At 41.4% G+C, this 15,568-nt stretch carries 13 protein-coding genes; all 13 read left to right on the top strand.

Annotation, left to right across the window (positions count from 1 at the left end):
* Positions 1-9: 9 nt before the first annotated feature.
* The 13 genes from EHS13_RS26630 (at position 10) to EHS13_RS26570 (ending at position 15,549) form a co-directional block, all read left to right on the top strand.
* Entirely contained in the window at positions 10-903 is an 894-nt protein-coding gene (locus EHS13_RS26630; RefSeq protein WP_155703291.1) for a carbohydrate ABC transporter permease, read from the top strand.
* Positions 904-981: 78 nt separating this feature from the next.
* Entirely contained in the window at positions 982-2,667 is a 1,686-nt protein-coding gene (locus EHS13_RS26625) for a DUF3502 domain-containing protein (protein ID WP_155703290.1), read from the top strand.
* Positions 2,668-2,784: 117 nt separating this feature from the next.
* The gene (locus tag EHS13_RS26620; protein WP_227013525.1) at positions 2,785-3,570 is read left to right on the top strand and encodes a phytanoyl-CoA dioxygenase family protein; all 786 of its coding nucleotides are present in this window, start codon (positions 2,785-2,787) and stop codon (positions 3,568-3,570) included.
* A 13-nt stretch (positions 3,571-3,583) separates the two neighbouring features.
* Positions 3,584-4,585: a Gfo/Idh/MocA family protein gene (locus tag EHS13_RS26615; protein WP_155703289.1), complete on the top strand. Its 1,002-nt coding sequence runs from the start codon at positions 3,584-3,586 to the stop codon at positions 4,583-4,585.
* 44 nt (positions 4,586-4,629) lie between these two features.
* Complete coding sequence (locus EHS13_RS26610) at positions 4,630-5,574, top strand: DUF1861 family protein (protein ID WP_155703288.1); 945 nt, start codon at positions 4,630-4,632, stop codon at positions 5,572-5,574.
* The gene (locus EHS13_RS26605) at positions 5,571-6,434 is read left to right on the top strand and encodes a protein phosphatase 2C domain-containing protein (protein WP_155703287.1); all 864 of its coding nucleotides are present in this window, start codon (positions 5,571-5,573) and stop codon (positions 6,432-6,434) included. The genes EHS13_RS26610 and EHS13_RS26605 overlap by 4 nt, the downstream gene beginning before the upstream one ends.
* A 125-nt stretch (positions 6,435-6,559) precedes the next feature.
* Entirely contained in the window at positions 6,560-8,344 is a 1,785-nt protein-coding gene (locus tag EHS13_RS26600) for a sensor histidine kinase (RefSeq protein ID WP_155703286.1), read from the top strand.
* Positions 8,337-9,911, top strand: coding sequence for a response regulator (locus EHS13_RS26595; RefSeq protein ID WP_162463268.1), 1,575 nt, complete (start codon positions 8,337-8,339; stop codon positions 9,909-9,911). Before EHS13_RS26600 ends, EHS13_RS26595 begins: the two co-directional genes overlap by 8 nt.
* Positions 9,908-11,233: an ABC transporter substrate-binding protein gene (locus EHS13_RS26590; protein WP_155703284.1), complete on the top strand. Its 1,326-nt coding sequence runs from the start codon at positions 9,908-9,910 to the stop codon at positions 11,231-11,233. Before EHS13_RS26595 ends, EHS13_RS26590 begins: the two co-directional genes overlap by 4 nt.
* 84 nt (positions 11,234-11,317) lie before the next feature.
* Positions 11,318-12,634: an ABC transporter substrate-binding protein gene (locus tag EHS13_RS26585; protein WP_155703283.1), complete on the top strand. Its 1,317-nt coding sequence runs from the start codon at positions 11,318-11,320 to the stop codon at positions 12,632-12,634.
* Positions 12,635-12,720: 86 nt separating this feature from the next.
* Entirely contained in the window at positions 12,721-13,602 is an 882-nt protein-coding gene (locus tag EHS13_RS26580) for a carbohydrate ABC transporter permease (protein WP_193571445.1), read from the top strand.
* Positions 13,603-13,618: 16 nt separating this feature from the next.
* On the top strand, positions 13,619-14,434 hold the full coding sequence (locus tag EHS13_RS26575) for a carbohydrate ABC transporter permease (protein WP_193571444.1): 816 nt from the start codon (positions 13,619-13,621) through the stop codon (positions 14,432-14,434).
* Positions 14,435-14,454: 20 nt separating this feature from the next.
* Positions 14,455-15,549 carry a glycoside hydrolase family 172 protein gene (locus EHS13_RS26570; protein WP_155703282.1) on the top strand — a complete coding sequence of 365 codons (1,095 nt, stop codon included), beginning with the start codon at positions 14,455-14,457 and terminating at the stop codon, positions 15,547-15,549.
* Positions 15,550-15,568 lie beyond the last annotated feature (19 nt).

Raw genomic sequence — 15,568 nt, 5'->3', positions numbered from 1 at the left:
GGATGCATCATGTTTCAAAAAACCATGGGTGATCGAGTTATGCTGCTATTTTTCTATTGCAGTGCAGGTATATTCGCACTTTTATGTATGCTGCCGCTATGGATTGGTTTAGTAGCCTCGTTTACGAATGAGCTTTCCTTAATCCGTGATGGATACGGGTTATGGTTTAACCATTTTGATACGACAGCCTATAAGCTTATCTTTACAGGCACATCTACGGTATATAGGGCTTATGGAGTTACCATATTTTCATCCATAGCGGGTGTAGCACTAACACTTATACTAACTAGTTCCTTTGCTTATCCGTTGACAGTTACTTCTGTTAAGTATCGCAATAAAATATCGCTTTTTGCCTATATTACTTTAATTTTCAGTGGTGGTTTAGTCCCTACTTATATAATGACAACCAAGTTATTACATATGCATAACAGCATATGGGTGTTGATTATTCCAGCTGCATTAAATGGATATAATATGTTCCTCATGAAAAACTTTTTCAATACAATACCGGAAGCCTTGGCCGAATCAGCGAAAATAGATGGAGCCACTGACATTTATATATTCTATAAAATCATCCTCCCGCTATCCAAGCCTATTCTAGCTACTATTGGACTGTTCGCAGCACTTACCTACTGGAATGAATGGTTCCGAGTCTTACTATTTATTGATGATTCCAAATTGTTCTCGCTGCAATTCCTGATTATCCGTTTACAGCAGCAGTCGGAGTTCCTTAACTCTTCTTTAAGTGCTGGTGCACGTGCTGCGCTCGGGGGTCTGACCATTCCAACAATAGGAATCAAGCTGGCAACAGCTATGATTTCGATCGGACCTATTATCTTGTTGTATCCATTTCTACAAAAATATTTTATTAAAGGGCTCACGATTGGTGCAGTAAAAGGCTAGTTTCAAGAAAATCTTAGGATTGGCTATTGCCGGGTGCGCAACCGGTTAGCATATAAAATAACTTCAGGAGGGTACACAATGAATAAGAAGCTTATTATCAAAAGCATGGCAATTGCAATTACTGCAATTATGTTACTTACCTTTATGGCTGCTTGCAGCAAAAAAACGACTGAGCCTACAGGATCAACAGGGGCGTCAACTGCTCCCGGAGAAACAACAGCGGGAACAAAAACACCAGACGAGGTTACTTTGGAATTTTATATGCCTTCACCTGTTGCTAACGTTAATGATATAGATGCCGTACTAGAGCAGTTTTACAAAGAAACAAAAGCTACTTTGAATACCAAGATCCATTTTAACTTTACGACGTTTGATGATATTGGCCAAAAAGTATCCTTAAAGCTTGCGGCTGGAGAACAAGTAGATGGCGTGTTTACTGCTCCTTGGACCAACCCAAGCATTGCGCAAATGATTTCCAAGAAACAAATCGCAAATTTAGATTCATACTTCAATAATGATAAATACCCGGGATTAAAGAAAGCCTTTACACCGGAATACTTAAAGAATAATAGCTTTATCGATGCTACTAATGAAGCTCATATTTATGGAATTCCTTTTACACATGGCTTTGATGCCGGCGGCGCGATCTATTATAGACTTGATTTAGCTGAAAAATATGGAGTTGGCGAAGTTAAAACGTATGCTGATTTGACTAAATATTACGATGCTATTCTTGCGAATGAAAAAGGTACGATTCCATTGACTTGGAATGGAAGTCAGGATTTACTTTCAGATACTCTGCAAAAGATTGATCAACCTATAACAACTACACATAATTATGATACAGAGGTTGTTGTTGGGTCAGGTGTGGCTATTAAAGCAGATGGCACAGCTTATGTTTCGAAAACAGCTAATCGCTGGAGTGACCCTGAGTATTTGAAATTGCTTCCAGCTCCATTAAATGCGATTGATCCATTGGTTGGTTTTAAAATGGCTAGAGAATTTTATACAAAAGGTTATATTGAAAAGGATATTTTAGCGCAAAAGGATCCTGATGGACAATTTATGTCCGGTAAAGCTGCATCTGTTTTCAGAACATTGGATGTATATTCCGCACAATCGCAACAATTGGAAGCAGCTATTCCAGGCGCGAAGCTTGGTTACTTTATCGTAGATCCAGGCTATCGTTCAGGAACTGCCAAAGCGGTAGGAAGCGACTTTAAAGCTTGGAATTTTACAGCTATTCCAACTAATTCAAAGAATATTGAGAGAACGATGCAATTCTATGATTGGTTGTTCACTAATCTTAAAAATCATGATTTGTTTGAGTTCGGGATTGAAGGCAAGCATTGGACAGCTGAAGGAGATACCAAATATTCCATACCAACAACTGCAGATGCAAAAAATAATTATAATTTCCCCGGCTTCGTGCTTTCATGGAACCCAACAATGGTTCGTTATGATTCGAAAACACCGGATGATATTGTAAAGGTCTTAAATAATTTGGGAGATACGAATTTCTTCTATAAAAAACCAACGGCAGGCTTCAGTTTCGTAGCGGAAAGCTTGAAATCAGAAACAGCCAAAATTAATGACCTAAGAGGCTTGCTAAGATCCATTGGAGACGGAGTAATTGAAGATATTCCAGGAACTTTAGCCAAAATTCAAAAGCAATATGATAAAGCGGGCTTTCAAAAGATTCAAACAGAGCTTGAAAAGCAATATAATGATTACTTGAAAAAGAATCCATACGAGGGTCAATAAAATAATTGATTAACCCTAGCTTTGGTTTAAAGGAGATTAGGTTTCCAGAACGTTGGGAACCTATTTTTCATTAATTCATGCGGTTATAACACATTCTAAGATCAGGAGTTGTTCATTATGCAGCCTATAGTAAAACCAGGAGAGTTTACGGCCTTGGATCAGTTTATTTTTGATTCTTGGGGATATTTTGTTATTCCCAATGTATTAAATCCAGACGAAGTAGTGGAGTGTCTTGCAGCTTCACAACGTCTTCATGAAGGAAAACCCAAGAAAGTTTCTTATCAAGTAGGGAATGGATACGCAACCGAGCCTTCATTGGAACGATTGATTGACCATCCTGCCGCACTGCCTAAGGTTCGTGGTTTATATGGTTCGGATAATGTTATTCTGCAATCAGGATGGTGTACGGTGCAGCCTGCTCACAGCCCGCATGGCGGCTGGCATCAGGATGGATCAAGCGCGTTTGACTTCAAGCTATTAGGGCATCCTATTCCATTGTTGCAGCTGCGAGTCTCTTATATACTGACAGACCAAAGCCAACCAGGAATGGGTAATATGGAAATGATCCCAGGCAGCCATCGCAGTCGGTATGAAATGCCGCTGAGCGCGAGAAAAGGTGAAGAGGATTGTCCCATTCGCCATATCGTTTGTGCACCGGCAGGGTCTGCTCTAGTATTCCACAACGCCGTTTGGCATCGATCGCATGAGCATCTGTTGGATTACGATCGCTATATTATGCATTATATCTATAGTCCACCATGGGCTCGCTATTCAGATCGCTTTGAGAATGATAAAGTATTCATGGAGCAAACAACACCTGTTCGCCGTGCTATGTTAGGTGAATTTGAAAAACCAGATTCGACCTATGCAGGGGGATATAAAACTCCACTTTACGAGAAATAAAGGAGTGAGGACAATGAATAACAAAGTGCGTTGGGGTATTCTAGGTGCAGCAGGGATTGCTTACAAGGCAATTCTTCCTGCTTTAAAGGTAAGTGAATTTGCTGAAGCAGCAGCCATTGCTAGTAGAAACTCTAATAAAGCTGTAACTATTGCAGAAGAGTTTGGAGTTTCTCAAGTTTATGAGGACTATGCAAGTTTATTGAAGGATCCTAATATTGATGCAGTTTATATACCGTTGCCGAATACCTTGCATGCGGAGTGGACGATCATAGCAGCGGAGCATGGTAAGCATGTGCTTTGTGAAAAGCCAGCAGCTTTAACTGCTACAGAAGTTAGACGCATGACAGAAGCATGTGAGCGCAATGGCGTGCTTTTTGCGGAAGCATTCATGTATCAGCATCATCCTCGATATGAGCGTATACGCGAGATCTTGGCTAACCAGGAAATCGGTGTGATTCGCAGCATACAAGCTAGATTCACTTATAATAAGACAGGGCAAACGGACAATATTCGCTTTCAGTCGGAAGTGGGCGGTGGAGCCTTATATGACGTTGGTTGTTATCCAATTCACGCTGCTCGGTTGTTATTAGGTACGGAACCTGTTGCTGTAACCTGTAATTCTAGCTTTTTTGCTGAGGATAGTGGTGTTGATATTATGACAAGTGGACTAATTGAGTTTCCAGACGGTATTTCCTTAACTTTTGATTGCGGAATGCTGGCAGAGCCAAGAAATCACTTGGAAATTGTCGGAGACAAAGGGAGAATAGAAATCCCAGATGCCTTTAATTGCAGCCCGCACTCTTCTGAAATAAGAATTAGGCTAAACAAGGAGCTAGAGCTGGAATCGTTTGGTCCAGCTGATCATTACGAGCTGCAAATAAATGATTTCTCTAAGAAAATATTATCGGGGAATCCGCTAGAATACCAAACAAATGACGCTATGTTAAATGCAGCTGTGGTTGAAGCCTGTGCTATCTCTATGAAGTCGGGACTGAAAACATTTGTTCAGAGCTAGTTGAAATATACTAAACATATCAAGTTTTAAATAGGAGGAAAGACATGCTATTACAACAGACAACTACACAATCATCTGCGGAATTGTTAGCTCAATTCGATGGTTCCAGTCTGCCATTGGGTCAGATTATTCGTTTTGAGGGAGTAGGCAACAGAGATGTATATAACATTACAGCTGCTTTTATCGATCAAGGCGAGCTGATTATTGCTGGACGTGTGGAGGACCGTGAGACCGAATTTTCAGAGGTTGTATTTTTTCGACAGAGTGAGGACGTTTGGACGCCTCATCCCGACTACCCAGCTTATGCGATGCAGGATCCTTTTTTTACTTGGATTAAAGGTGAGCTTGTTCTTGGTGGTGTGCGCGTCATTGCAGATCCGCAGCATCCAGAGAATATTGTTGCCTGGGTGACTGAGTATTATCGCGGCAAGGATATTGCCAGTCTTGAGTTATTCTTTATGGGTCCCTACCATATGAAGGATTTGCGTTTGATTGAATTGGCTAGCGGCGAAATTGGCGTCATTACAAGACCACAAGGCTACAAAGGCGGAAGAGGCAAAATTGGCTTCTATAAAGTGGGTTCTTTAAATGAGATTACGGTAAAAGATATCTATAATGCTCCCTTATTCCTTGATCAGTTTCTTGACGTGGAGTGGGGTGGCGCTAATGAACCTCATTTGCTTAGCAATGGTCTTATAGGTGTGCTTGGTCACATTGCTTGCTACGATGCAACAGGCGCTCGCCATTATCAAGCAATGGCTTTTGCTTTTAATCCAGATACGATGGAAAAAACTCAGATGAAGCTCATTGCACAACGCAGCAATTTCCCAGAGGGTCCTTATAAACATAAAGATCTGGTTGATGTTATATTCAGTGGCGGGTTAGTCCGCAAGGAAGGTGGCCTTGCTGATCTTTACGTAGGGGCCAGCGATGCAGAAGCTTATGTGATTGAAATTCCAGATCCATTCCTAGAGTACGAAGCATTATGAAGATAACTTCTCTTTCAGTAAAAGGCAGCAGTCCATGGAATGAAGATGCAGCTGTAAGGAATGAAGATATTCGATTATTTGGTGTCATAGATGGTGCTACCTCATTAGTTCCTTTTATCGGTAGGAAAGGTGAAACGGGCGGGGTTTTGGCTGCTAGAGTCATTGAGGAATACCTCAATCGTGTTGGACTAGATGCAGACACCTCAGCTCAAGGATTACTGCAGCTCCTCCTAGAAGCTAATGAATTATTGCAGAAAGAAATGGAGCTTAACGGTATTGCATTGGAGCAAAAGGAAGAGCTATGGAATGCCTGTGCAGTCATAGTCCATATCACCGATCATTGGATCGATTATGCACAAGCTGGCGACTGTATGCTTATTGCTTTTTATGAGGATAATACAATCCGTGTGGTGACACATGATCAGCTTGAGCAAATAGATCAATTGACTTTTGACAAGTGGGCTGAAGGAATAGCTAGTGGAATAGTCCAACGTGATGAATTGTGGGCTTATACGAAGCCGCAAATCATCCGCGGTCGTCAGCTTGCTAACACCCCTGGTGGAAATGGTGTATTAAATGGTGACCCTGCTCTAGCGAACTACGCAGAATACGGAAGAATAAGCAGAGTAGGTGTTAAGGCAGTGCTGCTGGTAAGTGATGGTTTGTATAAACCGAAGGCAGCAGGTGCGGTTAAAACGGATGGCGCTGTCGAGTTAGCTTTGGGTGTAAGAGATATGGGATTGAAGTCATATGTCGATTGGCTGATTGATCTGGAAGAAAGCGACCCAGAGTGTGTGCAATATCCACGTGTGAAAAAGTCGGATGATAAGACAGCAATTTATATAGATTTGGTTGAATAATATTGCATAAATTCTAAAAGAGGTCTGTTCTTTTCCTGATTAAAGGAAAGAAGCAGGCTTCTTTTGTTTAAATATGGTGCTATAATGAAAAAGTTGCTACTACATCATAATAAAGGGATGGGATTATGCGCTTCTTGTCCGTTAAGCATATGGGTCTTCGTGAGAAGCTATTGCTTTTTTTTACGCTTTTTATCCTAGCGCCAATTATAACTGCAGGTATCTTCATTTATATTAGCTCAGAGCAATATGTGGAAGAGAGAATTCACAAGGAAACTCTTCAAACCCTTTCGCTGCTGAACCAGAATGTGAATAGATTGCTTGCCGGTTATGAAAGCCAACTGAATTACGTCTACGATCACGAAGATATTATTAAACAGCTGGCTGAAGAACGAGGAGCATCAAGTATGCCGGATGATAGTATCAATCGGTATCTTCGTGACTCAGTGAGAGGTAAGGACGACATTGAGTCGATTTATCTATTTCCGTTAAACAAGCCCAGCTTTTATTTCTATGATAACAAAGGCTCGGGTTTATTTAAAGAAATGTATGATCAGAATCTAGATTGGAAGCGTTCTCTCGATGCGCATGCCAAAGGAGTGATCTGGTTTCCTACGTATCGTATGCTGCCCAACCAATACTATACTGCTAATTCCTATTATTTTATGGTTGGCTTACAAATTCGCAATGTGTTTGATGTGCTGCAGCCTATTGGCTCCGTTATGATGAATTTAAAAATAGGAGCATTGGATCATATTGCAGAGGATATACGCGCAAGCAATAATGGATTCCTATTGATTGCAGATGCATCCGGAAACGTGATTTGGCATCACAATCCAGACAGCATGGGTGAGAATATTCAGCAAACTGCTTTTTTTCAAAATGTACAAAAGCATAAAGCAAATTTTAATTCGCAAGAATTGAACGGAAAGCAATATAAAATATCTTATGTGCAATCGGAATACAATCAATGGTATTATATTTCCTTCGTGCCTTATGTTGATATATTAGCGGAAACGGCCTACTTGAAGAAGTTTATAGTGCTTACTGTTGTTATAAGCGGGTTTATTTTCTTACTATTAGCGGGGCTTACAACCATCTATATTGCAAAGCCTTTACGTCGTATGGTGCTTGCTATGAAGAATATCAATAAGGATAATTTGCAGATCCAATTTAATCCTGACTCTCGCGACGAAATCGGTGTATTGCAGCATGCCTATAATAACATGAACAATAAAATTGTTCGTTTGGTCGAAGAAGTGAGAATGGTGACACTTAAGGAAAAAGAGGCGGAGCTGCGAGCGATTCGTGCCCAGATTAATCCTCATTTTGTTTATAACACATTGGATACAATCAACTGGATGGCTATTGAGAAGCAAGAAAATGATATCAGCAGCATGATTACTTCTTTAAGCGATATTATGCGTTATGCGATCAAGCCAGGTGAGACAACGGCTACCATTGAAGAAGAGCTTATTTGGGTAAAAAATTATTTATATGTGCAAAAAACGCGGTATGAGGATCGCTTTAATGTAAGCTTTGAAGTGGATGAACGTGTTCTGAAATGTTGGATTCCCCGACTATTGCTCCAGCCCTATATGGAGAATGCTATTTTGCATGGCTTAGAGGATGTAGAAGAGGGGGGAGAAATTGCTGTGGTCATTCGCTTGAATGAAGAGGAATCGATGATCGTCTTTGAAATTCGCGATAACGGCAAAGGGATGGATGAAGCTACTCTGCAGCATGTTCGCGAACGAAGAAGTGAGAGTATCGGAATCTACAATATGGATGACCGGCTAAAGCTGGAATTTGGAGCAGGGTTTGGCGTTTCCATTGAATCTATTGCTGGAACTGGTACCCGAGTGGCTATTATCGTACCATATGTCAAAACACAGGGGCAATCCGATGTATAATGTCATAATTATTGATGATGAGCCAAAGGTAAGAAAAGGCTTAGGCAATTTGATCCCTATGCTGGATGCCGAATGGAGCGTTATAGGCGAAGCGAAGAATGGTCTGGAAGGGATTGAACTAGTTAAAAGCCTGTCCCCCGATCTTGTCATTACAGATATTCGGATGCCAAAAATGAATGGGCTTGATCTTTTAAATCAATTGCGAGGGTATCCTGTGTTAGTCGTTATTCTCAGTGGGTATGGCTATTTTGAATATGCGCAAACTGCGATTAAATTCGGTGCGTTTGAATATTTACTGAAGCCCATTAAGCCAATGGAAATTCAAGATATGCTGCTGCGAATTAAACAGTCGATTCGAATGCAACGGGGGTCTAAGCAGCTTTCGGAATTGAAATTGGATTGCTCCACTTTATGGAAAGAATGGCTGTTAGAAGAACCGATTGCCGCAGAGCCATCGCAGCGATTGGAGGAGCTTTATCAGGTTAAAGCTTCTTTTCGAATATTAATTATTGAAATTGATGAAATAGATGAGCTGATATTGAAAGACCGTTGGGGTGATCGCAGGCTTGTATTCTTCGCAGTTCGCAATATTGTTGAGGATATTATCCGCGAAGAGCAAGCCAGCGAATGCAGCTTTATGTTCCAGCATGGAGCTCAGCTAAGTTATTTTTTCATGGATTACCCTAATGAACAAGAGATCTCTCTGAAAATCATCGCAGCCATTAAAAGCTGGCTGAAATTTTCTGTTTCTATTGGGATTAGCGAGGTACATACTAGATTACGAGATACACCGCTTGCATGGAAACAGGCGCAAGAAGCCACGCAGAATAAGTGGATACACGGTCAAGGCAGTGTTTGTTTATACTCGCATTTTCAGGTGGAAGAATTAATTGCTATTGGATATCCGCTTGCTTTAGAGCAAGCACTTGTTGGTGCTGTAATAAGCGGACAAGAAGAGCAAGCATTAGAGCGGCTTTATACCTTTTTAGATGAGATTTCCACTGCGCCTGCTATGACCTTTCGTTTGTTTCGCCGCTTTAGCCTTCAGCTTGCCGCTGCTATTCTGCGTCTGCTCTATGAGCATAAGGTAAGCGATCTTGTGATGAGAGAGCTGAGCCAGCCGGCAGATTTTCTCGAGTCAGGCTCAACTATTCCTAAGCTAAGAGTGGGTTTAACCGGGCTGATTCGTTCATCAGTAAATTCATTGCGTTGGCTTAAGGAGCAGAAGAATCATCAAACGCTGGAGCCTGTTTTGGAGTACGTGCAAAGAAATTATATGAAGGATATTTCACTAGAAGAAGCGGTGCAAATTGCACAAATGAGCACGAGTTATTTTTGTGCATTTTTCCGCCAGGAGGTTGGAGTTACTTTTGTGGAGCATTTAACTCGGGTGCGTATGGAGAAATCAAGACAGCTGATGATTCATGAGGATTTGAAGCTATACGAGATAGCGAAAATGGTTGGCTATCAGGATGTGAAATATTTTTCAAGAGTCTTTAAACGTTCGCATAATATTTCTCCTGCAGAATACAGGCAATTCTTCTTCCAAAAAGAGGTGGAAGCTTGATTAAATATTTGAACTCGCTTTGGCTCGTCCTCTTGATGCTTAGTTTTCTCACTGCGTGTGGCTCTTCAACAAAAATGGAGAATGATACCGGAGATGTTATTGATAAGTTAACTCAGCCCGTAACGTATGCAATACCTAAAGGGGATATCATTCAGCTGCGGTTTTGGACGTTTCACCTTGCCAAGGAATTGGAGTTTATGAAATCTCTTGCCGAACAGTATCAAGCCATTCATCCTGAAGTGGAAATTAAGGTGGAATACGTTCCTTCCGATGAATATTTTCATGGCACCCGTTTGATTTCAGCATTTGCTTCTGGGCAAGGGCCTGATATATTTTTTGTTTCATCGGGAAATATCAATAAATTCATTGATGCCCAGATTATTCAACCGTTGACTAGCAAATTTTCACCAGCTATAAAAAAAGATTTTAGCAGCAACTCGCTTGACAGCGTAACCGTAGATCGTGAAATTTATGCTGTCCCGTTTGAAGTTGAATTGTTAGGTCTCTATTATAACGAGGCCATGTTTCGCAAACATGGTTTAACCGCGCCGAAAACTTGGAATGAAATGATAATGGCTGCGCGAGAATTACGTACAGATACCGTTTCGGGGTTGACGGTTGAAACACTGGATAGTGTCTATCAGACCTTTACCTGGCTGCCTTTTCTCTGGCAAACGGGAGCTGACTTATTGGTTGATAATGGTCTTAAATCGGGGCTTCATCAAGCAGGGACAGTGAAAATGTATGATTACTTCAAGCAAATGCGCGATGAGAAGCTATTGAATTTATATCCATCGCGACCAACCAATGACATAGGTATCCTTGCCAATGGGGAAACGGCGATGCAGGTCAGCGGTTCATGGAACGTGAGCACCATCGAACAACAATACAGCAAGGTGCCAATTAATGTAGTACCTTTGCCGATCCCAGAGGGCGGCAGCCAAGCAAACATTGGTGGAGGCTGGAAAATAGCTGCGAGCCGCAATAATAAAAATGCAGATGAGGCAGCTAAATTTGTGATGTGGGCATTCGCTGAAGGAACAGCCAATCCGCTTAAGTGGGTTAGCAATGTAAAATTTGCTTATTCTCCGCGAAGCTCGGTTATGCAAGAGGGGAAGGACTTTTATACGAAGGGTCTTCGCTCCGTCTTCACAGAGCAAATATACGGTAAAGAGCGGCCTGAGCCACGACTTCCAAGTGAAATTACCCAGATATTCAATGACTCTATTCAAGATATCCTCTTTCATTCCGGTTCCTCTGCAGATGTGCTGCAAAAGGAAAATGAGCAAATAACCACCTACCTTTCCACTAGAAGAAAATAGTCCACCCCAAATAAATATTTCCCGTTACGCCAACTCCTTGCCGCATTCTATACTAGCTATAGAAACGGAAGGGAGTTTTTTACATTGAGAAAATTAAAATTATTAACGGGGCTTAGTATTGTAACGGTCTTGCTGCTTCAAACAGCTTGCGGCAGTGCAAAAACGAGTACAGCTACAATTGCACCAAGCGGAGACGCAGGCACAGGGAAGTCAACAGACAGTGCCAAGGTAGAAAAAGTGAAATTAAGCTTATGGGATTTTCATGCTGACGCTGAAAAAAAATATTTTGAAGACCTTGCCGCTGAGTATAACAAGGCAAATCCAAATGTAGAAATTGCGATTTCAATTTCCGATCAAGGCGACTATACAACGACTAAGCTGCCTACAGCTTTTGCCAATGATGCGGGTCCGGATCTCTTTTTTATCAGTCCAGGCGATTTTGTGAAATTCGCCAAATCTGGCACGATGTTGGATTTAAATCCTTACTTTGAGCCAGGAATTAAAGATGATTTTCTTCCATCCGCTTTGGATGCAGTAACCTATGACGGAAAAGTCATGGCGATGCCATTCGAGCTTGAATTGCTGGGACTCTATTACAACAAAGAAATGCTAGAAAAAGCTAATGTTGCTGTTCCTAAAACCTGGGATGAGCTGCGCGCAGCAGCTAAAAAGCTGACAACGGATACAGTTGCTGGGCTTGTGATTCCACCCGATAAAGGGCCCTATTTTAACTTCATTTGGTATCCATTTCTATGGCAGCAAGGCGGAAATGTATTAAGTGCAGACGGTACTCAATCGACCTTTAATACACCAGAAGCTGCTAAAGCATTAGATGTATGGGGTTCATTCTTTAAAGACAGATCTTCACCAGCTAAGCTGCAGCTTGGACCTTGGGAAATTGCCAATTTAGGCAATAAAACAGCTGCGATGCAAATTATCGGTACTTGGGCTGTAAACGCATTAGAAACAACATTTAAAGATGTTCCAATTGGGCTTGCGCCAATACCGATTCCAAGCGGCGGAAAAGCAGCAACCGATGCCGGCGGCTGGAAGCTTGCGGCAAATGCACGTGGTAAGCATGTGGACGAAGCAGCCAAATTCATTATGTGGGCATTTGGCGGCAAAGATACTTCCCATGCTTTGAAATGGGGCACAGAAGTTAAGTTTGCTTATTCACCAAGAAAGTCAGTTGTAGAAGCAGGTAAAGAGATTTACAGCAAAGGTCTTCGTAAAGTATTTACGGACGAAATATATAGCTCAGCAATCCCAGAGCCGCGTTATCCATCCGAAGTCTTGGATATCGTTGGAGACGCGATGCAAAACGTAATGTTTAAAAATGTTTCAGGTGCTGATGCGGCCAAAGAAGCCGATGCAAAAATCGCTGCATTCCTTAAAAAGTAAAATTTGAAAAGCTCGCCCTCCGACAATCTCCTACTTACAGAGAACCGGGGGGCGAAATTGAATGCTATTGATAGGAGGCATCTAAGATGATACGCACGAATCGACGCAAGTATAATGAATGGATCACGGCTTACCTTTTTCTGTTACCTGATGTGGCAGGATTGACACTGTTCGTTTTTGTTCCGATTCTTTATGCTTTATACATCAGCTTGTTTGATTGGAATTTATTAAGCCCTAAGGTTTTTATTGGCTTTGATAACTATGCCCAGATGTTCAAAGATAATCAATGGTGGAAATCTCTAGAAATAACTTTTATATATGCTATTATCTATGTCCCGCTATTATTTATCAGCTCTTTGTTTTTCGCTGTACTGCTCTCCAATTTCAAAGGCAAATTCATGAATACCGTACGTACACTTTATTTAATGCCATTTGCGATAACCTCAGTAATTTCTGCTGTTATCTGGATATTCTTGTTAGACCCGCGCAGTGGATTTGTGAACAAAGCTTTGGCACTGGTTGGGATTCCACATCAACCGTTTTTAGGCTCTATTACGCAAGCTTTGCCTACGATTATTCTGGTGCTGATATGGATCAATTTAGGCTATAATATGACGATTTTTCTAGCGAGCATTAAAGATATACCAGCTGATTACTATGAAGCAGCGCGCATGGATGGTGCTAATCGTTGGGATGCTTTTCGTTATATTACCTTTCCATTACTACGTGGCATTAGTGTTTTTATTCTCGTTGTTAGCACCATTGGTTCCTTTCAGGTCTTCGATCAGATTAAGGTAATGACGGGCGGCGGGCCAGCTAATGCTACAGAAGTCAGTGTTTTGTATTTATACAAACAAGGCTTTCAGCTTTTGAATATGGGCTATACCTCGGCTTTAGCGACCATGCTTTTTTTGATCATTTTCATTCTTTCCATCGCACAGCTTAAGATTTTTTCCAATAAAGAATAGGAGGTTATATTCCATTATGTCAGAAACCAACAAAATGAGTATACCTTTGCTGATCATTGCCGTGGTTTTTGGAGTTCTGATGATCTTTCCGGTTTATCTGCTAGTGATTAGCTCATTGCGTATGCCAAAAGATATCTTTTCCGCTAATCTCTGGCCGTCTGTTATTACCTTGGATAACTTTCGTGTAGTGCTCAAAAGCGGATTTTTGCGTTCCATTGGGAATTCAGTGTTCATTTCCTCGGTAGTTACTCTAGTGGCCTTACTATTTCATGCGATGTCTGGTTATGCGTTGGCGAAGCTGCAGTTTCCGGGGAAATCTTTTATTTTCTCGTGGGTGCTAAGCACGTTAATGGTCCCATTTTCAGTCATCATGATTCCGTTGTTTATGATTACAAAAAATATGGGTATGGCTAATAATTATTGGGGATTGATCATTCCTTCGATTTTTAATGCTTATGGTATTTTTTTGTTCCGCCAATTTTATCGGGAGTTCCCTAAAGAATTAGAGGAAGCTGCAAGCATGGAAGGCTACTCAATTGCCGGCACCTTTTTTAGAATTGTTATGCCGCTTTCTTTACCGATGATTGTTCCTTTGACGATTGGCTTTTTTCTAGCGAATTATAATTCCTATCTGTGGCCGTCCATAATAACACAAAAAGAAAACCTATGGGTTGTGCAGGTTGCTTTAGCAAGCTTGGTTGGCGGAGGATATACCACACCATGGAATGTTGTGTTGGCTGCTGCTGTGCTTGCCTGCATCCCGACATTTCTGATGTTTTTCTTAATGCAAAAATACCTGGTCAATGGAATTAAAATGACCGGAATTAAATGAACAGAATAGGAGAATGAAATATGCTAGGGACTTCACTAAGAGATTTATACAGATTGCGTAAAGGAAAAAGAAAACGGGTGTCCAGCTATGATCCAACAGGCGGCAACCGAGATTTTGTTAAATTGGAGCCAGGCCAAAAGCTCGATATTGGCGAGATAATCGGCTCTGGCTGTATTACACATATTTGGATGACCATGGCGCCGATGGATGATGGATTGGAGGAATTTCTACATCGTAAAATAGTATTAAGGATGTATTGGGATGATGAAACAAACCCAAGTGTTCAAGCACCGATTGGGGATTTTTTCGGTATGGGACATGGAATAACGAAGAATTATTCTTCTGCTCCGCTGGCTATGAGTCCAGAAGACGGCAGAGCGCTAAATTGCTTTTTCGCCATGCCATTTGGGCAAGGAGCTCGTTTCGAGGTCGAAAGTGAAGCACAGCGTGCTATAAAGCTATATTATTATATCGATTATGAGCAATATGAGGAGCCAATAGATAGTCCTTTGCGCTTTCATGCAATTTGGCAGAGAGAATTAACTCAAGGAATTACCGATGCCAGCGTCTCTAATACCTTATTTCAATTCGGCGGTAAGAATGTTACAGGAGCGAACAATTATGTTTTGCTTGATGCCATAGGCCAAGGTCATTATGTGGGCTGCAACCTGAATATTCATAATTTGCGAATGACACGTGAATGGAATTGGTATGGAGAAGGAGATGATATGATTTTTATTGACGGTGAGTCGTGGCCGCCAGCTTTGCATGGTACGGGCATGGAGGATTATTTTAACACCGCATGGTGTCCAACTCAGCCCTACCACTCTCCTTACCATGGAATAATTCTCGGTGGAGATCCAAATTGGGCAGGGAAAGTATCTGCATACCGTTATCATATCGAAGATCCAGTTATGTTTGAAACATCGATTAAAGTAACTATTGAGCATGGCCATAACAATAACCGCAGCGACGATTACTCAAGTACAGCTTATTGGTATCAGACGGAGCCTCATAAGGATCACCCGATAATTATACCCGTTGTTCAAAGACTGCCATTGCCAGATGCGCTTGGATTTGATGAAACAGATTTTAAAGAATGCTTCGATTATTGATTAAGGAGCTTTATGGCGA

Origin of the sequence: Paenibacillus psychroresistens (assembly GCF_009728935.1) — a bacterium.
Classification (GTDB): domain Bacteria; phylum Bacillota; class Bacilli; order Paenibacillales; family NBRC-103111; genus Paenibacillus_AC; species Paenibacillus_AC psychroresistens.
The sequence above is the reverse complement of the archived record's forward strand: the minus strand, read 5'-3'. Positions and strand labels throughout refer to the sequence as shown.